Here is a 20,537-nt window from a genome sequence, read left to right on the forward strand (position 1 = left end):
GGTGTGCGCGTGGCTCGCGGACCGGCGGTGGGGGTGCGCGGGTGCGGGCGGGCTCTTGCACAGCCCGGGGCGAGGGAGACCCCCCCCCCCCCCGGGACGTGGTGTCCGGGGCGGCGGCCTTCGTGGTGGGGCTTAGAAGACCGGCTGGCCGGCGCGGACCAGGCGCCAGGAGTTGGTGAAGAAGTCGGCCGGGTCGATGACGCCCTTGGCCTTCACCCAGGCGATCATCGTGTTGCGGATCTCGTCGGAGTTCGCCCAGACCGCCTTGGCGGTCGCGACGTGCGGGAAGTTGCCGCCGCCGTTGGCGCGGTAGTTGTTGACCGCGAGGACGAACTGGGCGGCCGGGTCGATCGGCTTGCCCTGGTAGGACAGGTTGACGATCCGGCTGCCCTTCGGCTGCGAGACGTCGATGTCGTAGCTCAGGCCGTAGATCGAGTCGTAGTTGTAGTCCGGGGTGTCCTCGGCGTTGGTCAGGGTGTCCTTGTTGACCGGGGCGCCCGCGGCGAGCTGGTTGAAGTACTTGGCCGAGAACTCCAGGTAGTCCTTGAGCTGGGCGCCCGTCAGGACGCGGGCCTCCAGGGTGTTCTCGTAGATGTACAGGCCGGCCGCGTCGCGCAGCTTGACCTGGCCGGCCGGGATCATCGCGGTGCGGTTGAACGGCGCGGCCTGCGCGAGCACCGGCAGGTTGGCGTACTGCCCGCCCGCCAGCGCCGCCTTCACCGCGTCGGCCTGCACCTTGCCGATCAGGTCGACGATGGGGGTCGACTTGAACCGGGCGTCGGCGATCGACAGCTCGATCTTGCTGGTGCCGATGTTCTGGTTGACGTACGCCACGACCTTCTTGTGCTGGTCGGTGATGGCGTTCGAGATCTCCGGGTTCTCCGGCACGGTGTTGGAGTTCAGCACGCGCGAGGAGACCGACAGCACCTTCCAGGCGCCGTCGACGAGCTCGACCTCGAAGTCGAAGCAGCTCAGGCGCTGGCCCCAGCACAGCGGCTCGGACAGCACGACCGTCTTGCCGGTCTTCTTGTTGACGATGAGGCGCTGCGGCACCTCCTTGTGGGTGTGGCCGACGAGCACCGCGTCGATGTCCGGGACCTTCTCGGCCATCTCGCCGGAGGCGTCCTCGGGCCAGGGGAGCTGGTCGCCGTAGGTGGTGGCCTCGTCGATGCCGGAGTGGGCGGAGACGACGATGACGTCCGCGCCCGCGGCCTTCATCCGGGGCACGTACTTCGCGGCGGTCTCGACGATGCCCGGGAAGACCATCTGGCCGCTGACGTTGGCCTTGTCCCAGATCGCGATGCCCGGGTTGGTGAGGCCGAGGATGCCGACCTTGATCGGGGTGTCCTCGTCCAGCCACACCTCCTTGATCACGTACGGCTTGAAGGCGGGCTTCTCGTTCTTCGCGTGCAGGGCGTTGGCGCCGAGCAGCGGGAACTCCAGCTGGTCCTCGAAGGCCTTCACGGTCGGGATGCCGTAGTTGAACTCGTGGTTGCCGAGCGCGGCGGCGTCGTAGCCCATGAGGTTCATGGCGACGGCCATCGGGTGGTCCGGCACGTTGTCGCCGTCGGTGGCGATCGGCTCGACCCGGGCGTAGTAGTAGGTGAGCTGGGTGCCCTGGATGATGTCGCCGGAGTCGATCAGCAGGCAGCGGTCCCAGCCCTTCTCCTCGCGGACCTGGTTGGCCAGCGTGGAGATCCTGGCGAGGCCCACTGCGTTGTGCGCCTTGTCGACGTACTCGGCGTCGGTGAAGTAGTCCCAGTTGAGCACCCGGCCGTGCAGGTCGGTGGTGCCCATGACGGTGAAGGCCTGCTTGCGGTCTTCGCCGCGGTGCTTGGTGCCCTTGGCCTGCGCGGTGTCCGGCTCGGCGGCCGCGGCGGCGGGGGCGGCGGCGAGGGCGGTGCCGCCGGCCAGGGCGGCACCGGCGGCGGTGGCGGCGGACCGGGTGACGAAGTCACGGCGGTTCAGGGACATCGACGACTCTCCCGAGTGGGGGGACTTGCTGGCGAATGGACCGTCAACCGGGCCCGGTGTGGCGTGAAACCCCCGTGCAACTCCGTACAACCCCGTTTGACGCGCGTAGAAGGACGCGCGTAGAAGTGTGCCGTGCGCGCGGGCGGTTGGATAGCCCTCCGACGTTTCCAACAGGTGAGATCTTGGCGACTCGTTCGTGACGTGAGTGCACGGGGCCTGCGAGTGGTAAAGGCGGAAATCAGCCGAGTTGTGCGCTCAGCAGGCCCACCTCGCGCGCGAGTTCGGCCTCCGGATCCGGACCGTCCGCCCCCGCCCACGGCTGCCACGTGCGGGCCCGCAGGTAGCCGGCCACGGCCAGCGGCAGGCCGTCCCGCACGATCCGCCGCCCGGCCGCCGGGCCCGGCCCGGCGGCGCGCAGCGCCTCCAGCAGGCCGTCCACCCGGGCGGCGGGCGGCAGCGGGACGGCCCGCAGGTAGGCGACCAGGGCGTCCAGCTCGGGGTGCTCCGGCGGGTCGTCCTTCGGCCCGGGCGTGAGCAGCGCGCCCGCCGCGTACAGGCCCGCCACCACCCCCGGCCACCACGCCCCGCCCAGGCCCGCGAAGTGCAGCCCCAGCCCGATCGCGCCGCCCGCGCAGCCGACCAGGTTCCGGCCCGACTCCAGGTACTTCAGGGCCTGCCGGCCGGGCCCGTCACTGGTAGCCACGGATCTCCTCGAACACGCCGTCCAGCGAGCTCGTCCCGTCGAAGAGCTTGCCGCCGCTCTCGTCCGCGATCCCCTGCAGCTGGCTCACTGCCGCCTCGCCGAACTTGATCGGGAAGACCGGGATCGCCTTCGGCCCGGCCGCCAGCGCGTCGTGGAACTTCTTGAAGTCCCCGTCCGTGGCGCCCTCGTTGCTCTCCCCGTCCGTCATCAGCACGATCGAGGTGAACCGGTCGTCCCCGGCCGCCTTCTGCTGCCGGTCGATCACCCGGTACGCCTCCTCCAGTGCGTCGTACAGCGCCGTGCCGCCGTCGGCCGACAGCGACTGCACGTCCGCGTTGATCGACCCCAGCTCCGCCTCGGGCCCCGGCCGGCTGCCGGAGGCCGGCACCGCGTGCGTCTTCGTCCACTTCACCTTGGACGCGAAGGAGATCAGCGTGACCTCCTCGCGGTCCCGGAAGCGGCTCACCCCGCGGGTGTCGTCGGTGCCGGTCAGGCGGCCGAGCGCGGACTTCAGCGACGTGATCCGCGAGCCCTCCATCGAACCGGAGGTGTCCAGCACGTACACCGTCCGGGACGGGCGGCGCAGCTCGTTCTGGTACGAGGACAGCAGCCCGTCCGCGACGGCCCGGGTGCCCGGGAACGGCAGCTCCCGGCGGCGGTCGGACGGCAACGACGGCGCGGCCGGGGCCCCCGGGGTCACCGGGCGGCGCAGCGTCACCTCGGAGACGCGTTTCTGCACGTCCGGCGTCAGCAGGTACTGCGTGAGCCGCTGGAACGAGTCGCGCTCGCTCTGGGCACTGGACGACAGCAGCGACAGCGGGTAGTCCGCCGACACCACGCCGTCCACCGGGCGCACGACCGTCAGCTGCCGGTCCGCCGGCAGCGTCTTGTTCATCGACAGCAGCACCGACTCGTAGTTGACCAGCGCCCCCACCTTGCCCGGCTCCGCCCGGGTGTACGCCTGCGCCAGCCAGCCCGACGAGCCCGAGGTCAGCTTCTGGCCGGTGAAGAACTTCTTCAGCGACGGCGTCGCCTTCTGCACGTCCTCCTCGGTCAGCGCCGCCCCCGCCCCCGAGAACGCCGACGCCACCGCGACCAGCGTCGAGAAGCCCGAGTTCGACCGGGACGGATCGGACATCCCGTACGACAGCTTCCCGGCCGACGCCGCGTCCCCGATCTGCGCCCAGGTGACCTTCGAACCGTCCCCCCAGCCCAGGTCACCCAGGACGGAGGAGCGCACGCCGACCGCCACCGGGGAGACCATGACCGGGGTCTCGGACAGGAGCTTCGACCGTCCGTTGCCGTCCAGGCGCAGGTACTGGTTCGACGGGAACCACACCGCGTCGTACTTGCCGTCCGCCTTGCCCGAGGACACGGCGTCGGCGCCGTCGAGCGAGCCCGTCCACGCGAACTGGACCGTCACCCCGGTGGCCTTCTTCGCGTCCTCCAGGATCGGCGCCATGTCCTGCAGCTCGCTGCCCGCCAGGATCCGCAGCACACCAGGGCGCGCGGTGGGCGCGGGAGCGTCCGTGGCGTTGGGGGACGGGTCGGGCTTCGGCGCCGAGGACGTGCAGGCCGTCGCCACGAGGAGCGCCACGGCGGAGGCGGCCAGGCGCCACGTCGTACGGACGGTACGGCTGTTCACTGAGCGTTCCCCTTCGCCGCGGCGACCAGTTTCTGCAGGACGTCCTTGGTCGGCACCTGCCACTGCTTCAACTTCGCCGACGAGAGGTCCGGCGCGAACGTCGGCTTCCGGCCGTTCACCTCCTTGGCGAACACGTCCTTGTCGGCCTGCGGGCGGAAGCCGAACTTCGCCTCCAGGCGCCGGAGTTCGGGATCGTCCTGGAGCAGGCCGGCCAGCTTGGCGCCCTTGTCGTCGCGGGCGACCACCGTGTGGTCCGAGTAGATCGTCGAGTCCGGGTACATCACCACCATGTCGCCGGTCGGCACGCCGCTCAGCACGAGCTGCGCGGCCTGCGACTCGTAGGCGAACACCAGCGGGTTGCCGACGCCCGCCAGGAAGTCCTTGAACGGCTCGTCGCTGCTGCTCTTCTGGCCGCCCTGCACGGACGTCGCGGTGCGCAGGACGTCCTTCGAGGCGTCGATCCCCGCCTGGTCGGCCACCGGCTGGTGGCTGTTGAGGAGGTACGACAGCAGGGCGACGTACATCGCGCCCGACGACGAGCTCTGCGGGTCCGTCGTGGTCACGAAGATCCGCCCGGACAGCTCCGGGTGGGCGGTCGCGCCGTTCAGGTCCTGCCACTTCTTGCTGTTCCGCAACGCCTCCAGGTACGCGTCCATCCGGAACGTCACGATGCCCGCGTCCTCGGTCGCCAGGCCGTTCGCCTTCAGCACGGCCGCGACGGCCTCGTGCGTCACGATCACCAGCGGCGAGTAGAACGGCACCAGCGGCGAGTCCTGGAGGCCCCAGATCTTCTGGATGTCCTTCACCGGCGACGTGCTCGCCGGGAAGGCGAAGTCGATGTTCGCCTGGTTCGCCTGGTCGACCATCGTCCACGAACCGGTCGAGTCCGCGTGCACCTCCAGTCCCTGCTTCGCCAACTCGTCCTTGACCTCCTGGTTCTCGAAGAAGGCGCGCTTCTCCGAACCGATCAGGCCGTTCACCTTGACGAGCGGCCCGGGCCCCGGATGCGGATCCGGGTCCGGGATCAGCGCGTACGTCACTCCGCCGAGCAGCACCAAGGCCGCCAGCACCCCCAACGCGCGTCTCATGCCGAACGCTTCCCCCTCATGCTTCCCCCCTCGTCCGTTACGTCCGTTACGTCAACCGGGTGGTCCCCGGGTGACGAGCGTCCCGCCGGGCCGGGAGCGGCGGCCGAAGCGACGGTGAACCGGGGGTGAACTCCCCTTCACGGAATCGCATCGGCCGACCGGGCGGCGAGCACCGCGACCGGGCCCGTCGCACACCGGTCCGAGGATGTGTCAGATTGTTCAACTCGCCGTCCGGCAAAGGTCATCCCGAGGCCCGGACCCACGTCGGTGTTACGCGCCGGTAATGCCTACGCTCAGCAGTATGCGCCGAGCAAAAATCGTCTGTACCCTCGGGCCCGCCACCGACTCGTACGACCAGATCAAGGCCCTGGTCGACGCCGGGATGGACATCGCCCGCTTCAACCTCAGCCACGGCTCCCACATCGAACACGAGGAGCGCTACCGCCGCGTCCGCAAGGCCGCCGACGAGACCGGCCGCAGCGTCGGCGTCCTCGTCGACCTCCAAGGCCCGAAGATCCGCCTCGACACCTTCGCCCACGGGCCCGTACTCCTCGAACGCGGCGACGAGTTCACGATCTCCACCGACGACGGCGTCGTGGGGGACAAGGACATCTGCGGCACCACCTACAAGGGCCTCGCCGGCGACGTCTCGCGCGGCGAGCGCATCCTCGTCGACGACGGCCGCGTCACCCTGGAGGTCACCGAGGTCGACGGGCCGCACGTGCGGTGCATCGTCATCGAGGGCGGCCTCGTCTCCGACCACAAGGGCCTCAACCTCCCCGGCGTCGCCGTCTCCGTCCCCGCGCTCAGCGACAAGGACGTCGCCGACCTGCGGTGGGGCCTGCGGACCGGCGCCGACCTCGTCGCGCTCTCCTTCGTCCGCAGCGGGCGCGACATCCTCGACGTCCACCGGATCATGGCCGAGGAGGGGCGGTTCGTCCCGGTCATCGCCAAGATCGAGAAGCCGCAGGCGGTCGAGAACCTGGAAGCCATCGTCGACGCCTTCGACGGCGTCATGGTGGCCCGCGGCGACCTGGGCGTGGAGATGCCCCTCGAACAGGTCCCGCTCGTCCAGAAGCGCGCCGTCAAGCTCGCCAAGCGCAACGCCAAGCCGGTCATCGTCGCCACCCAGATGCTCGACTCGATGATCAACGCCTCCCGGCCCACCCGTGCCGAGGCCTCCGACGTCGCCAACGCCGTCCTGGACGGGACGGACGCGGTGATGCTCTCCGGCGAGACCTCGGTGGGCAAGTACCCCGTCGAGACCGTCAAGACCATGGGCCGCATCATCGAGGCCGCCGAGAACGACATCCTGGCGGCAGGCCTGCCGCCCTTGACCATCGGCAGCAAACCGCGCACCCAGGGCGGCGCCGTCGCCCGCGCGGCCGCCGAGATCGGCGACTTCCTGCACGCCAAGTACCTCATCGCCTTCACCCAGTCCGGCGACACCGCGCGTCGCTTGACCCGCTACCGCTCGCCCATCCCCGTCCTCGCCTTCACCTACGAACCCGCCGTCCGCAGCCAACTCGCCCTCACCTGGGGCGTCGAGACCTTCCTCGGCCCCTTCGCCCCGACCACCGACCAGATGGTCGAACAGGTCGACGCCGCCCTGCTGTCCCTGGGCCGCTGCCAGAAGGGCGACATCGTCATCATCACCGCCGGCTCCCCGCCCGGCCTCGCCGGCTCCACCAACCTCGTCCGCGTCCACCACGTGGGCACCCTGGACGTCTGAGTCCCCACTTCGGCGCGGCTCTTCGTGCGGAAGGGCCGCGCCGCCGTCAGTGCTTGGGGCCGATGTGGGCGTCCATGAGGGCGACGTCGTCCTTGCGGGCGATGGAGACGTTGACGGCCCCGGTGGGGCGGGTGACGGACTTCCAGCGGACGCCGACGGCGTCGAGTGTCGCGGTGAAGAGGGCGACGATGTCGGCGGAGGTGTTGGTGAAGAAGTACCGCGGGTACTCGTAGCGCTTCTGGACGCCGCCTACGGTGCGAGTCGTCCAGTTGGTGATGCGGCAGCCGTCGGAGTGGATGAGGCCGCGCAGGAACTCCCAGGGGTGCTCGTCGACGATCTCCTGCTGCCAGGGGACGAGGGTGATCCGGCGCAGGTGCTTGGGGCCCGGACCGTGCTGAGGGAACAGGCAGGGCCAGTGCTTGCTGGTGCTGACGACGCTGGTGCAGCCGGGCGCGTGGACGCGCAGGACCTTGTTGTGCGGCATGACGGCGGAGACGGCGCGCTCGCATTCGTCGATGAGACCGGGCCAGGTGTCGCAGCAGGCGATTCGGAGGGCGTAGACCTTGCGGCGGCCCTCGCTGATGCAGCCGTCGCCGAGGTAGAGGCCGAGCAGGTAGGCATAGCTGGAGTGAGGCCGCGAGGGGTCGAGTCGGCCGTCGAGGAGCGGACACTCTGCGGTCATGCGGGGGCTGGGTGCTGCACCGGAGCCCACTCGCGGATCGCCGATCGGGATATGCCAGTGGTTCGGCTTACTTGGCTGAAGGTCAGGCCGGAGGCGTGGAGGGCGAGGGCGTGTTGCCGAGTGGCCAGGTCGTACATGGCGTCGTCAGTGCTTGGGGCCGATGTGGGCGTCCATGAGGGCGACGGAGTCCTTGCGGGCGATGGAGATGTTGACCTGGCCCGTGGGGCGGGGGATCGAGGCCTTCCACTCGACGCCGACGGCGTCGAGTGTGGCGGTGAAGAGCCTGATGATGTCGGTCGAGGTGTTGGTGAAGAAGTACCGCGGGTACTCGTAGCGGCGGACGACGCCGTTCTTTGTCCGGGTCGCCCAGTTGGTGATGCGGCAGCCGTCGGAGTGGATGAGGCCGCGCAGGAACTCCCAGGGGTGTTCGTCGACGATCTCCTGCTGCCAAGGCTCCAGGGCTATGGTGCGCTCGTGCTTCTTGCCAGGACCGTGCTGAGGGAAGTAGCAGGTCATGTGCATGGAGTAGAGCTTGACGTTGTGGCAGCCCGGGCGTTGCAGTCGGTAGGTGTTGTTCTTCGGGAACACCCTGCGCATGGCTTGCTCGATAGCATCCATGACCCCTGGCCACTTGTCGTCACACGTGACGAACAAGCTCTGTGTCCTGGACATGTTCGAGTGTGTGATGTGGCCGTCGCCCAGGTAGGCACCGAGAAGGTAGGCGTAGGCCTGGCGGTTGAGCTCGTCGGAGTAGCAGCGGAAGCACGTGGCGCGCTCAGGGGCCGGGAAGTCCCCGTGTTCGGCGCGATCCTGCAGCTTCCACCATGAGACGGTGCCGGTTGGAACTCCGAGTCGGCGGGAGACATCGCAGTTGCGGGCGCCCTGACGTAGCAGCAGGACGGCTTCTTCGCGGAGGGATCGAACTGCCATGCGGGCGATCCTGCGACCCTTGCGTCGAACGCGCGGGCGAACGGGATTGTTTCCACTCGAACGAATGAAGATCGCCAACCATTAGGTAGCCCTAAGTGGCTTTAGAATCGAAGGAAAAGTACCCCGGGTGGGATTCGAACCCACGCTGGCGGCGTTTTGAGTGCCGTGTCTCTTCCGCTGGACTACCGGGGCATCCACAGATTCGAAGGTTGCCCCCCGACCCTGTTGAACTCAAACATACCGTGTCTAGGTACCCTCGTGCATGCAGTACCCCGCCGGAACGAGGAGCCACGTGAGCGCCGCCGACGAGCAGGCACAGCCGCTTGAGACCGATATGCCCCAGATCACTCGGATTGTGATCGCCGAGGACGAGGCGTTGATCCGTCTTGATCTCAAGGAGATGCTCGAAGAGGAGGGTTACACCGTCGTCGGCGAGGCCGGGGACGGGGCCACGGCGGTGCGGCTGGTGGAGGAGCTGAAGCCGGATCTGGCGATCTTCGACGTGAAGATGCCGGTCCTGGACGGGCTCTCCGCCGCGGAGCAGATCCATGAGAAGCACCTGGCTCCGGTGCTGATGCTGACCGCGTTCTCGCAGCGGGAGCTGGTGGACCGGGCGCGGGACGCCGGGGCGATGGCGTACATCGTGAAGCCGTTCTCCAAGGCGGACCTGGTGCCGGCGATCGAGATGGCCGTTTCGCGGTACGCGGAGATGCGCACGCTGGAGCAGGAGATCGCGGACCTCTCGCAGCGCCTGGAGACCCGGAAGCTGGTGGACCGGGCGAAGAGCGTGCTGCAGACGAAGTTCGGGCTGAACGAGCCGGCTGCCTTCCGGTGGATCCAGAAGACGTCGATGGACCGCCGCATGACGATGGCCGCCGTCGCCGAGGCGGTCATCGAGGAGGGCGAGGCCCAGGACCGCAAGAAGGCGGACGAGGGCAAGCCCGCCGAGTAGGGCGGCATGGCGAAGGGCCCGGCAGATCGTTTCTGCCGGGCCCTTCGCCGTGTGCGGGGATCAGTCCTCGCCGAGGTACGCCTTGCGCACGGACTCGTCGTGCAGGAGGTCGGCGCCGGTGCCGCTGAGGACGATGCGGCCGGTCTCCATGACGTAGCCGCGGTCGGACAGCGAGAGCGCCGCCTGGGCGTTCTGTTCGACGAGGAGGATCGTCGTGCCGCTCGACTTGAGTTCGACGATCGTCGCCATGATCTTCTGCATCATCAGCGGCGACAGGCCCATCGACGGCTCGTCGAGCATCAGCAGCTTGGGCTGGGACATCAGCGCCCGGCCCATCGCGAGCATCTGCTGTTCGCCGCCGGACAGGGTGCCGGCGGCCTGCTTGCGGCGCTCGCCGAGGATCGGGAACAGGGTGTAGGCCCGTTCCACGTCCGCGGTGATGCCGGCGGTGTCGCTGCGCAGGAAGGCGCCGAGGAGGAGGTTCTCCTCGATCGTCATGCGCGGGAAGATGTGCCGGCCCTCGGGGGAGTGGGCGAGGCCGAGGGCGACGATCTTGTGGGCGGGGACGGTCGCGAGGTCCCGGCCCTCGAAGGTGATCCGGCCGGCGGTGGGTCTGAGCAGGCCGGAGAGGGTGCGCAGGGTGGTGGTCTTGCCGGCGCCGTTGGTGCCGATGAGGGTGGTGACCTCGCCCTGGTTGACGGTGAAGCTGATGCCCTTGACGGCTTCGATCTTGCCGTAGGAGACGCGGAGGTCCTCGACCTCCAGGAGCGCGGTCACTTGGTGTCCTCCGGTGTTGCGGTGGTGCTGTCCTCCAGCGGGGCGCCGAGGTAGGCGGTGATGACGCGCTCGTCGTTCTGGACGGTCTCGCGGTCGCCCTCGACGATCTTCTGGCCCTGGACGAGCACGGCGGTGCGGTCGCAGAGGTTGAAGATGAACCGCATGTCGTGCTCGATGACGAGGATGGAGATGCCCTTGTCGCGGATGGCGAAGACGAGTTCCTCGGCGGCGCGGGTCTCCTGGGGGTTCATGCCGGCGGTGGGTTCGTCGAGCAGGAGGAGGCCGGGGTCGGAGGCGAGGGCGCGGGCGATCTCCAGCTTGCGCTGCTCGCCGTAGGGGAGGTTTCGCGCGAGGTGGTCGGCCTTCTCGGCGAGTCCGGTGAACGCGAGGAGTTCCATGGCCCGTTCGCGGCTCTCGGCTTCGGCGCGCTTGTACCCGGGGCCGCGGAGGATGGCGGAGAAGAGGCCTTCCTTGGTGCGGGTGTGGCGGCCGACGAGGACGTTCTCCAGGACGGTCATGTTGGCGAAGAGCCGGATGTTCTGGAAGGTGCGGGCGATGCCGGCCTGGGTGACGAGGTGGGGTTTGGGCGGCAGGACGGTGCCCCGGTAGCGGACCTGGCCCTCGGTGGGGACGTAGAGGCCGGTGAGGCAGTTGAAGAAGGTGGTCTTGCCGGCGCCGTTGGGGCCGATGAGGCCGATGATCTCGCCCTCGCCGACGGTGAGGGAGACGTCGTTGACGGCGGTGAGGCCGCCGAAGCGCATGGTGACGCCGGTGACGTCGAGGATCGGCTCGGTGGACTTCGGTGCGTCGGCGGGGGGCGTATCGGTGGTGGTCATCGGGTCGGTCACGCCCCTGCCTTGGTGAGTGCGGTCGGCTCGCCCGTGGGCTGGGCCGGGATGGCGGCCTCGTGGAACTCGAGCTGCTGCCGCCGGTTGGGGATGAGGCCTTCGGGGCGGACGCGCATGAGGACGATGAGGGCGGCGCCGAAGGCGAGGAGCTGGTAGTCGGAGAGGAATTCGAGCTTCTTCGGGATGAGGAAGAGGAGGGTGGCGCCGGCGAGGGGTCCGCTGATGGTGCCCATGCCGCCGAGGATGACGGCGGCGAGGAGGAAGGCGGAGTTGGGCGGGAGGGCCTCGGCGAAGGTGTACTGGTCGGGCGTCACGGTGTAGCTGACGTGGGCCTGGACGGTGCCGGCGAGGCCGGCGAGGCAGGCGCCGAGGGCGAAGGCGAGGAGCTTGAGGCGGAAGCCGTTGATGCCCATGGCCTCGGCGGCGGTCTCGTCCTCGCGGATGGCGACCCACGCGCGTCCGATGCGGGAGTTGCCGACGCGCGCGAAGACGAGCACGACGAGGGCCGTGACGAGCAGCATCAGCAGGTAGTAGTTGGAGAACCGGCCGAGTTCGAAGGCGCCGACGCTGTGGGACTCGCCGAGGTTGAAGCCGAAGATCTCCAGGTCGGGGATCCGCGGGATGCCGTTGGCACCGTTGGTGATCTTGGGGCCGGTGGTGCCGTTGAGGTTCTGCATGGTGATGCGGAAGATCTCGCCGAAGCCGAGCGTGACGATGGCGAGGTAGTCGCCGCGCAGCCGCAGGGTCGGTGCGCCGATGAGGACGCCGAAGATCATGGAGACGGCGGCGCCGGTGAGCATCGCGGCCCAGAACGGGAACTGGACGTGGATGGGCGAGGCGGGGGAGCCGGAGACGAGCGCGGCGGCGTAGGCGCCGACACCGAGGAAGGCGACGTAGCCGAGGTCGAGCAGGCCGGCGAGGCCGACGACGATGTTGAGGCCGAGCGCCACCGTCGCGAAGATCAGGATGTTGGTGGCGACGGAGGTGTACTGGTCGCTGCTCTGGGTGAACGGGAAGCTGGCGGCGGCGGCGAAGGCGGCGCCGGTGGTGACCGGGCGGTGCTTGACGGTCAGCGCGCGCAGCCGGGCGACGAGTCCGGACCGGGTGAGGGCGGAGGCGACGAAGACGGTGAGGAGCAGGTAGCCGGTGAAGAGCTCGCCGTAGTCGGTGTCGACGCCGAAGGTGATCACGAACAGGCCGGTGCCGAAGGCCAAGACGATGATCAGGACCTCGACCCAGGAGGGGAGTCGGCGCGGCGCGGGCAGCGGTCGGTCGATCTTCCCGAGGCGCAGCCAGGTGTTGGCGAAGTGGCCGAGCTGGACGAGGAGGACGGCGCCGGTGGCGATGGCGACGGCGCCGGCGAGGGCGGTCATGACGGGGGCGACGGGCTTGTCGCCGGGGATGGCGTGGGCGCCGATCCAGGCGAGGGGCGCGGCGGGGACGAGGAGGAAGAGCCGCCGGTCGAGGATCTTCAGCGGGACGGCGGTGCGGCGGTCGAGGGGGAGGCCGAGGGCGCCGGTGAGGCTGAGGATGCCGCCGGCGGCGAGGACCCAGCCGCCGGGTTCGAGGTTGGCGAGGCCGCCGAGGTCGACGGAGATGGCGGTGACGGAGAAGACGGCGACGGCGAGGGCGCCGGTGGCGGCGTACAGGACGGCGTTGTGGTTGCGGCCGGGGGCGGCCCAGCGCAGGCCGGGGGTGCCGTGGGTGGCGAGGAGGAGGACGAGGGTGAGGAGTCCGGCGACGAGGGCGAGCCACTGGAGGCCGGCGGGGGAGCCGTAGTAGGTGAGGTCGCCGGGGAAGTCGGAGGTCCAGGTCCAGGACATGGCGGCGGAGGCGGCGGTGGCGAGGGCGCCGAGGCCGGTGAGGGCTGCGGCGGCGCGGGCCGGGAGGGGGATGACCGGGCTGGTTTCGGTTCTGGTGGTCATGGTGGTCACGCCCTGTCCGCGACGCGCTCGCCGAGCAGGCCTTGGGGCCGGACGAGGAGCACGAGGATGAGGAGTACGAAGGCCCAGACGTCCTTCCAGGCGCCGCCTCCGAAGAGGCTCATGCCGGGCAGGTGCTGGATGTAACCGGTGGCGAGGCTTTCGGCGAGGCCGAGGGCGACGCCGCCGAGCATGGCGCCGTAGATGTTGCCGATGCCGCCGAGGACGGCGGCGGTGAAGGCCTTGAGGCCGAGGATGAAGCCCATGCGGAAGTCGACCTGGCCGCTGCGCAGTCCGTAGGCGACGGCGGCGACGGCGGCGAACGCGGCGCCGATGGCGAAGGCCATGACGATGATGCGGTCGGTGTCGATGCCCATGAGCTTGGCGGTGTCGGGGTCCTGGCTGGTGGCCTGCATGGCGCGGCCGGAGCGGGTGCGGGTGACGAACCAGCCGAGGGCGAGCATGCAGAGCGGGGCCGCGGCGATGAGGAAGAGGTCGCTGGGCTGGATGGTGACGGAGCCGAGGCTCAGGGGGTCGCCGGGGATCTTGGGGAAGACGCGGGCCTTCTTGGCGTCGGGGTAGAAGGAGAAGACGAGCTGCTGGAGGAGGATGGACAGCCCGATGGCGGTGATGAGGGGCGCGAGGCGGGGGGCGCTCCGCAGGGGCCGGTAGGCGAAGCGTTCGGCGGCGACGGCGGTGAGGGTGGAGACCAGGATGCCGGCGATCAGCATCAGCGGTAGGGCCAGCCACATGGTGGTGCCGCCGGGGAGGGCGAGGTAGGCGGTCAGGGCGCCGAAGCCGCCGACCATGACGATCTCGCCGTGGGCGAAGTTGATGAGCTGGACGATGCCGTAGACCATCGTGTAGCCGATCGCGACGAGCCCGTAGAGGGCTCCGAGGATCAGGCCGTTGGCCAGCTGCTGCGGTAGGTCGTGCACCGCTGGGCCTCCGTTGTGCGTTCGGGTGTCCGCGTGGGGTGGGTGGATGTGGGCGCGCGCGGGGGCACTCGTGGCGCCCCCGCGCGGGTGGTGCTGGTGAGGAAGGTGCCTCGGCCGTCGGGCCGGTGGCTCAGCGGTTCAGTCGTCGGGCCGGTGGCTCGGCGGTTCGGTCGCCGGGCCGCCGGCTCAGCCGTTGAAGGTGCCGGACTTCGCCACGTCCCACTTGCCGTCCTTGACGGTGTAGACGGTGAGCTGCTTGTTGGTGGTGTCGCCGAACTCGTCGAAGGAGACCTTGCCGGTGACGCCGTCGAAGGAGATCTTCTGGACGGCGTCGACGACGGCGGCGCGGGCGTTCGAGGGGAGCTTGCCGTTGTTGGCGCTCACGACGTTCTTGACGGCCTCGATGATGGCCCAGGCGCTGTCGTAGGAGTAACCGCCGTAGGTCTCGAACGGGTCCTTGTAGCCGGCGGCCTTGTAGTCCGAGATGAACTTGGTGGCGGTGGGGAGCTTCTCGACGTCGCCGCCGACGGCGGTGGCGAAGTCGCCGGCGCTCTTGGGGTTGAGCTTGATGTAGTCGGCGCTCTGCATGCCGTCGCCGCCCATGAGCGGGATGTTGAGGCCGGCCTCCTTGAGCTGGAGGGAGAGCGGGCCGGCGGCGGGGTACTCGCCGCCGTAGTAGACGGCTTCGGCGCCGGAGCTCTTGACCTTGGTGACGATGGCGGAGAAGTCGCGGTCGTCGGGGTTGACGTGCTCCTCGCCGGCGACGGTGCCGCCGAGCTTGGTGAACTCGCCCTTGAAGGTGGCGGCGAGGCCGGCGCCGTAGGTCTTCTGGTCGTCGATGATGAAGACCTTGGTCTTCTTCGAGTCGGTGTAGAGGAACTGGGCGGCGAAGGGGCCCTGGACGGCGTCGGTGGTGGCGGTGCGGAAGTAGCTCTTGAAGGGGCGCTTCTTCTCGCCGGTGGCCCACTTCTCGCCCTGGGAGAGGGCGACGCCGGTGTTGGCGGGGGAGATCTCGACGAGGTTGGCGTCGTTGAAGATCTGCTGCATCGACTGCGCGACGCTGGAGTTGAGGGGGCCGACGACGCCGAGGACGGTGTTGTCGGCGACCAGCTGGGTGGCGTTCTGCTGGCCGGGGGCGGGCTTGGCGGTGTCGTCGAGGGGCTTGATCGCGAACTTGACCCCGGGGACCTCGTTCGTCTCGTTGGCCTTCTTGACCGCGAGGTCGACCGAGTTCTTGATGCCGATGCCGATGGCGGAGAGGTCGCCGGTGAGCGGGGCGTCGACGCCGATGGTGACGGTGGTGCCGGAGCCGCTGCCGCCGCCGTCGGCGGACTTCTTGTCGCCGCGGGAGCCGCACGCACTGAGGCTGAGGGCGGCGATCACGGAGATGCTCACGACAACTGCGGAACGATGACGCACGGGGGTCCCCTTCGGTACAGGAAGGCGCCGCGCCGTAGTGGCGGGAGCCGGGATGCGCGGTGGCCTGGCCCAATCAGGGTGGCGCGGTGACTGGCCGTGACTCTAGGCGCCGTGAGGCGGCTGGGGCAGTGGTGTAGCGAGGCTGTGATTCTCTTGTTATGAGCACACGTAGTATTTGTCTCAGCATGTGGTCGTTCTGATTCGACCGACCCGGCGGCGGCGGGCGTTTACTTGCTGGTAGAGCGATGTAAGGGCCAGAAATGGGGGTTGCTGCTGGCTGCACCGATAATCGAACAGCGCCGTCCGGTGTGCAGCTTCCGGGCGTACTCGTCCGGATTGCGGACAAACGATGGCATGTCAAGGCGCTCCGGCTGCCCTTCGGGCTTCGGAGTGGCCGAATGCTCGGATTTCCTGGCTGTTACGCAGCGTTACAGATGAGGGATATCCTGACGCGTGTCCGGATATGCCACCGCCCCCTTGCCTGGACCAACGCCTGCCCACGATGGCAGAAGGTCAAACAAGGGGGCGGACAAGAGATCTGACGGGGCATCTGCCCTGGCGGGACGCCGTCAACGGCGCCCTGCGGGCCGTCAGAGGTCGCGCAGCATGCAGGTCAGCCGGCAGCTGGTGACCCGGCGCCCGGTGTCGTCGGTGATCGCGATCTCGTACGTGGCGGCGGTGCGCCCCTTGAAGACGGCCGTCGCGACGCCGGTGACCAGCCCGGACGTCGCCGAGCGGTGGTGGGTGGCGTTGAGGTCCACGCCGACCGCGTACCGGCCCGGGCCCGCGTGCAGCATCGCGCCGATCGAGCCGAGCGTCTCCGCCAGCGCCGCCGACGCGCCGCCGTGCAGCAGCCCGTACGGCTGCTGGTTCCCCTCGACCGGCATCGTGCCGACCACCCGGTCGCCCGAGGCCTCGACGATCCGGATGCCGAGCTTCTCGCCGAGGTGGCCGCCGGAGAACGTCTCCGGGCTGACGCCGAGCTTGGCGAAGTGGTCCAGCACCTCCTGCGGGACCTTCAGGACGGGGGTGGCGTCGGGGGCCGCGTCGGTCATGGGGGAACTCCTGCCGCTCGGGGGGTCACGTCGTGCTGCTGGTGGTGCTGGTGGTGCGGGCGATGCCGGTGGGGCCGGTGGTGCCGACCGGGCCGGCCGTCGTGGTGGTGCTCGTCGTGCCGGTCGCGCCGACTGTGATCGTACGACCGTCCTACTCGACGGTAGCCACGGCCCGCCGCCTCGCCCGGGCGCGTCGCACTCCCGTCCGGCGCGCCCCGTTTTGTCGGTGCCGGGCCATAGGATCGGGGGCCGGTAGTGGAATCGGCAGGAACGGACGTTGACGTGGCTACGCAGAGTACGGACAAGGGCGCGACGGGTGGCGGCGGGGCCGGCCGGCGGCCCCGGCTGATGCTGCTCGACGGGCACTCGATGGCCTACCGGGCCTTCTACGCCCTGCCCGTGGAGAACTTCAACACCTCCACCGGCCAGCCCACCAACGCGGTCTACGGCTTCGCCTCGATGCTCGCCAACACCGTCCGTGACGAACAGCCCACCCACCTCGCGGTCGCCTTCGACCTCTCCCGCCAGACGTTCCGCTCCGTCGAGTTCCCCGACTACAAGGCCAACCGCGCCAAGACGCCCGACGAGTTCCGCAGCCAGATCGGCCTGATCGGCGAACTGCTCGACGCGATGAACGTCCCGCGGCTGACCGCCGAGGGCTTCGAGGCCGACGACATCATCGCCACCCTGGCCACCGCCGCCGAGGCGGCCGGCTTCGACGTCGACATCGTCACCGGCGACCGGGACTCCCTCCAGCTGGTCACCGAGCACGTCACCGTCCTCTACCCGACCAAGGGCGTCTCCGAACTCACCCGCTACACCCCGGAGAAGGTCGCCGAGAAGTACGGCGTCACCCCGCGCCAGTACCCCGACCTCGCCGCCCTGCGCGGCGACCCGTCGGACAACCTGCCCGGCATCCCTGGCGTCGGCGAGAAGACCGCCGCCAAGTGGGTCAACCAGTTCGGCTCCTTCGACGAACTCGTCTCCCGCGCCGACGAGGTGAAGGGCAAGATCGGCGAGAAGCTGCGCGAGCACCTCGACTCCGTCAAGCGCAACCGCGTCCTCACCGAGCTCGTCCGCGACGTCGAACTCCCGCTCGGCGTGCCCGACCTGGCCCGCGCCTCCTTCGACAAGGCCGCCGTCGGCACCCTGATGGAGTCGCTGGAGTTCCGCAACGCCAACTTCCGCGACCGCGTCTTCGGCATCGACCCGGCCGGCGGGTCGGAGGCCACCGAAGCCGAACTCGCCCCCGGCGTCGAGGTCGACGGCGAACTGCTCACCGACCCGGGCACGCTGGCCGGCTGGCTGCGCGAGCACGCCGCCGACGGCAAGACACCGGTCGCGCTGGCCGCCGTCTACCAGTGGGCGCTCGGCACCGGCGAGGTCACCGAAGTCGCCCTCGCCGTCGGGGAGACGGCCGCCTGGTTCGACCCGGCCCTGCTCGCCGAGGAGGACGAGCGGGCCTTCGCCGCCTGGCTCGCCGACGCGGCCGCCCCCAAGGCCCTGCACATCGCCAAGCAGGTCATGCGCGCCTTCGCCGAGCGCGGCTGGACGATCGAGGGCGTCGTCGCCGACACCGCCCTCGCCGCCTACCTGGAGAAGCCCGGCCGCCGCACCTTCACCCTGGAGGTCCTCGCCGAGGAGTACCTGGCCCGCTCGCTCACCCCCGCCGCCCCGGCGGCCGAGAGCGGCCAGCTCGCCTTCGACGCCCCCGAGGAGGACCCGGCGGCGGGCGCCCAGGCTCTCATGCTCCAGGCCCGCGCCGTCCTCGACCTCGCCGCCCTCTTCGACACCCGCCTCGCCGAGGTCGGCGCCGTCGAGCTCATGCACGACATGGAACTGCCCATCGCCGCCCTGCTCGCCCGCATGGAGCGCTACGGCATCGCCGCCGACCGCGACTGGCTCACCACGCTGGAGACGCAGTTCGCCGCCGAGATCCAGCGCTGCGTCGAGGAGGCGCACGCCGCCGCCGGGCACGAGTTCAACCTCGGCTCGCCCAAGCAGCTCCAGGAGATCCTCTTCGGCGAGCTCGCCCTCCCCAAGACCAAGAAGATCAAGACCGGCTACACCACCGACGCCGACGCCCTCACCTGGCTCGCCACCCAGACCGACAACGAACTGCCGGTCATCCTGCTGCGCCACCGCGACCAGGCCAAGCTGCGCACCACCGTCGAGGGCCTGCTCAAGACCGTCTCGCCCAAGGGCCGCATCCACACCACCTTCAACCAGATGGTGGCCGCCACCGGCCGGCTCTCCTCGCAGGACCCCAACCTGCAGAACATCCCCGTCCGCACGGAGGAGGGGCGCGCCATCCGCCGCGCCTTCATCGTCGGCGAGGGCTACGAGTCGCTGCTCACGGCCGACTACTCCCAGATCGAACTGCGCATCATGGCCCACCTGTCGGAGGACGAGGCCCTGATCGAGGCCTTCGCCTCCGGCGAGGACCTCCACACCACCGTCGCCTCCCAGGTCTTCGAGGTCCCGGGCGGCTCGGTGGACGCCGAGATGCGCCGCAAGATCAAGGCGATGTCCTACGGCCTCGCCTACGGCCTCTCCGCCTACGGGCTCTCGCAGCAGCTCGGCATCAAGCCGGCCGAGGCGCAGGGCCTGATGGACACCTACTTCGAGCGCTTCGGCGGCGTGCGCGACTACCTGCGCCGCGTCGTCGACGAGGCCCGGGCCACCGGCTACACCGAGACCCTCCTCGGCCGCCGCCGCTACCTGCCCGACCTCAACAGCGACAACCGCCAGCGCCGCGAGATGGCCGAGCGGATGGCCCTCAACGCCCCGATCCAGGGCTCGGCCGCCGACATCGTCAAGATCGCCATGCTGCGCGTCGACGACGCCCTGCGCGAGGCCGGCCTCACCTCCCGGATGCTGCTCCAGGTCCACGACGAAATCGTGCTGGAGCTGGCCCCGGGCGAGCGCGAGCCGATCGAGGCGATCGTCCGCGAGCAGATGGCCGGCGCCTACCCGCTGCGCGCCCCGCTCGACGTGTCGGTGGGCATCGGCGCCAACTGGGAGGCGGCCGCGCACTGACGCTATTTCGGTGGGCCCGGACGCGTGCAGCGCCCGGGCCCACCGGTTTTGGGCTCGGAGGAGATCCCGCTTCAGACCTGCTCGAAGTGGAACGCCTTGATGAAGCAGTCGCGGGGCTGGCCGACCGCGAAGAGGACGCACTGCACGAGGGATTGTGCGGTGAGGGCGTCCTCGGCCCCGCGCGGTGTGGTCTCCCACTCCTCGGCGAGGGGGTCGGGGTTGGCGAAGTCGGGAGGGTAGAGGGAGATCACCCGAACCCCCTGGGGCCGCAGGCGCTTGGAGAGGATGTCGACGAACCCTGCCTGGGCGCTCTTGGCCGCGTAGAAGGCGTCATGCGCGTCCGACCGGTGATGCCCCGCAGTGCCGCAGGCGGAGACCATGGTCACCACATCCGGCTTGTCCGAGTTGAGCAGGAGGGGGAGGAAGCTCTTCACGGTCAGGACGGTGCCGGTGGCGCCGGAGGCGATCGTGTCGACGACCTCGCCATCGGAGGCGGACAGGAGGTCCGGGCCTTCGAGGTAGCGGGAGCCGTTGTTGATCAGCACGTCGACGTGGTCGGTGTGCCGGCCGACTCCGGCAGCGAAGCCGCGGATCGAGGCGGGGTCCGTCAGGTCGCAGGCGAAGGCGTGCACGCGCTGGTGCCCGCGGTCACGGATCTCGTCGCGGACCCGCTCGGCGGCGGCGAGAGTGCGCGCGGACAGGAACACCTCGGCGCCCAGGTCCGCGAGACGAATGGCCAAGGTACGCCCGAAATCGCGGCCGGCAGCGGTGATGACCACCCGGTGGTCGTCGAATCTCATGTCAGTGCTCCTGGCTGGTGGTTCGGGTGTCGC

General features: G+C 69.8%; 16 protein-coding genes and 1 tRNA gene. 3 read left to right on the forward strand and 14 right to left on the reverse strand.

Translation table 11 applies throughout. The annotated features are described in order from the left end of the window. Positions 1 to 132 precede the first annotated feature (132 nt). The 4 genes from ACFV4F_RS08785 to ACFV4F_RS08800 all read right to left on the reverse strand — a co-directional run bounded on the left by ACFV4F_RS08785 (position 133) and on the right by ACFV4F_RS08800 (position 5,410). Positions 133 to 1,974 (reverse strand): bifunctional metallophosphatase/5'-nucleotidase, encoded by a 1,842-nt coding sequence (locus ACFV4F_RS08785; RefSeq protein ID WP_380501093.1) that lies wholly within the window; start codon positions 1,972 to 1,974, stop codon positions 133 to 135. Positions 1,975 to 2,212: 238 nt separating this feature from the next. After that, positions 2,213 to 2,677 (reverse strand): hypothetical protein, encoded by a 465-nt coding sequence (locus tag ACFV4F_RS08790; RefSeq protein WP_380501095.1) that lies wholly within the window; start codon positions 2,675 to 2,677, stop codon positions 2,213 to 2,215. Continuing rightward, complete coding sequence (locus tag ACFV4F_RS08795; RefSeq protein ID WP_380501097.1) at positions 2,664 to 4,322, reverse strand: extracellular solute-binding protein; 1,659 nt, start codon at positions 4,320 to 4,322, stop codon at positions 2,664 to 2,666. Before ACFV4F_RS08795 ends, ACFV4F_RS08790 begins: the two co-directional genes overlap by 14 nt. Next, the gene (locus ACFV4F_RS08800; RefSeq protein ID WP_380440493.1) at positions 4,319 to 5,410 is read right to left on the reverse strand and encodes a hypothetical protein; all 1,092 of its coding nucleotides are present in this window, start codon (positions 5,408 to 5,410) and stop codon (positions 4,319 to 4,321) included. The genes ACFV4F_RS08795 and ACFV4F_RS08800 overlap by 4 nt, the downstream gene beginning before the upstream one ends. Positions 5,411 to 5,711: 301 nt before the next feature. Here ACFV4F_RS08800 and pyk point away from each other — a divergent pair, with 301 nt between their 5' ends. Next, a complete protein-coding gene (gene pyk, locus ACFV4F_RS08805) occupies positions 5,712 to 7,142 on the forward strand; it encodes a pyruvate kinase (RefSeq protein WP_380440491.1) in 1,431 nt (476 codons plus the stop codon). A gap of 46 nt (positions 7,143 to 7,188) precedes the next feature. On the opposite strand, the gene ACFV4F_RS08810 is transcribed toward pyk, so the two are convergent. The 3 genes from ACFV4F_RS08810 to ACFV4F_RS08820 form a co-directional block, all read right to left on the reverse strand. After that, a complete protein-coding gene (locus tag ACFV4F_RS08810) occupies positions 7,189 to 7,824 on the reverse strand; it encodes a hypothetical protein (RefSeq protein WP_380501099.1) in 636 nt (211 codons plus the stop codon). 144 nt (positions 7,825 to 7,968) lie between these two features. Further along, positions 7,969 to 8,754, reverse strand: coding sequence for a helix-turn-helix domain-containing protein (locus ACFV4F_RS08815; RefSeq protein ID WP_380501101.1), 786 nt, complete (start codon positions 8,752 to 8,754; stop codon positions 7,969 to 7,971). A gap of 119 nt (positions 8,755 to 8,873) precedes the next feature. Then, positions 8,874 to 8,946, reverse strand: a tRNA-Leu gene (locus ACFV4F_RS08820). 142 nt (positions 8,947 to 9,088) lie between these two features. Between ACFV4F_RS08820 and ACFV4F_RS08825 the strand changes: the two genes are divergently transcribed. Beyond that, on the forward strand, positions 9,089 to 9,706 hold the full coding sequence (locus tag ACFV4F_RS08825) for an ANTAR domain-containing response regulator (protein ID WP_380440485.1): 618 nt from the start codon (positions 9,089 to 9,091) through the stop codon (positions 9,704 to 9,706). A 60-nt stretch (positions 9,707 to 9,766) separates the two neighbouring features. Here the strand turns inward: ACFV4F_RS08825 and ACFV4F_RS08830 are convergent, their stop codons facing one another. The 6 genes from ACFV4F_RS08830 to ACFV4F_RS08855 all read right to left on the reverse strand — a co-directional run bounded on the left by ACFV4F_RS08830 (position 9,767) and on the right by ACFV4F_RS08855 (position 16,665). After that, positions 9,767 to 10,483 (reverse strand): ABC transporter ATP-binding protein, encoded by a 717-nt coding sequence (locus ACFV4F_RS08830; protein ID WP_380440483.1) that lies wholly within the window; start codon positions 10,481 to 10,483, stop codon positions 9,767 to 9,769. Next, on the reverse strand, positions 10,480 to 11,319 hold the full coding sequence (locus ACFV4F_RS08835; protein WP_380440602.1) for an ABC transporter ATP-binding protein: 840 nt from the start codon (positions 11,317 to 11,319) through the stop codon (positions 10,480 to 10,482). Before ACFV4F_RS08835 ends, ACFV4F_RS08830 begins: the two co-directional genes overlap by 4 nt. A gap of 8 nt (positions 11,320 to 11,327) precedes the next feature. Further along, positions 11,328 to 13,256 (reverse strand): branched-chain amino acid ABC transporter permease, encoded by a 1,929-nt coding sequence (locus ACFV4F_RS08840; RefSeq protein ID WP_380501103.1) that lies wholly within the window; start codon positions 13,254 to 13,256, stop codon positions 11,328 to 11,330. Between the two features lie 5 nt (positions 13,257 to 13,261). Next, on the reverse strand, positions 13,262 to 14,191 hold the full coding sequence (locus ACFV4F_RS08845; protein ID WP_359963001.1) for a branched-chain amino acid ABC transporter permease: 930 nt from the start codon (positions 14,189 to 14,191) through the stop codon (positions 13,262 to 13,264). 186 nt (positions 14,192 to 14,377) lie between these two features. Beyond that, complete coding sequence (locus ACFV4F_RS08850; protein ID WP_380501105.1) at positions 14,378 to 15,610, reverse strand: branched-chain amino acid ABC transporter substrate-binding protein; 1,233 nt, start codon at positions 15,608 to 15,610, stop codon at positions 14,378 to 14,380. A gap of 590 nt (positions 15,611 to 16,200) precedes the next feature. Then, on the reverse strand, positions 16,201 to 16,665 hold the full coding sequence (locus tag ACFV4F_RS08855; protein WP_329928273.1) for a hotdog fold thioesterase: 465 nt from the start codon (positions 16,663 to 16,665) through the stop codon (positions 16,201 to 16,203). Between the two features lie 348 nt (positions 16,666 to 17,013). Here ACFV4F_RS08855 and polA point away from each other — a divergent pair, with 348 nt between their 5' ends. Continuing rightward, entirely contained in the window at positions 17,014 to 19,704 is a 2,691-nt protein-coding gene (gene polA, locus ACFV4F_RS08860) for a DNA polymerase I (protein ID WP_380501214.1), read from the forward strand. 71 nt (positions 19,705 to 19,775) lie between these two features. Here the strand turns inward: polA and ACFV4F_RS08865 are convergent, their stop codons facing one another. Next, complete coding sequence (locus tag ACFV4F_RS08865) at positions 19,776 to 20,504, reverse strand: SDR family oxidoreductase (RefSeq protein WP_380501107.1); 729 nt, start codon at positions 20,502 to 20,504, stop codon at positions 19,776 to 19,778. Between the last annotated feature and the right edge of the window lie 33 nt (positions 20,505 to 20,537).

The sequence above is a fragment of the Kitasatospora sp. NPDC059722 genome, assembly GCF_042733235.1.
Taxonomy (GTDB): domain Bacteria; phylum Actinomycetota; class Actinomycetes; order Streptomycetales; family Streptomycetaceae; genus Kitasatospora.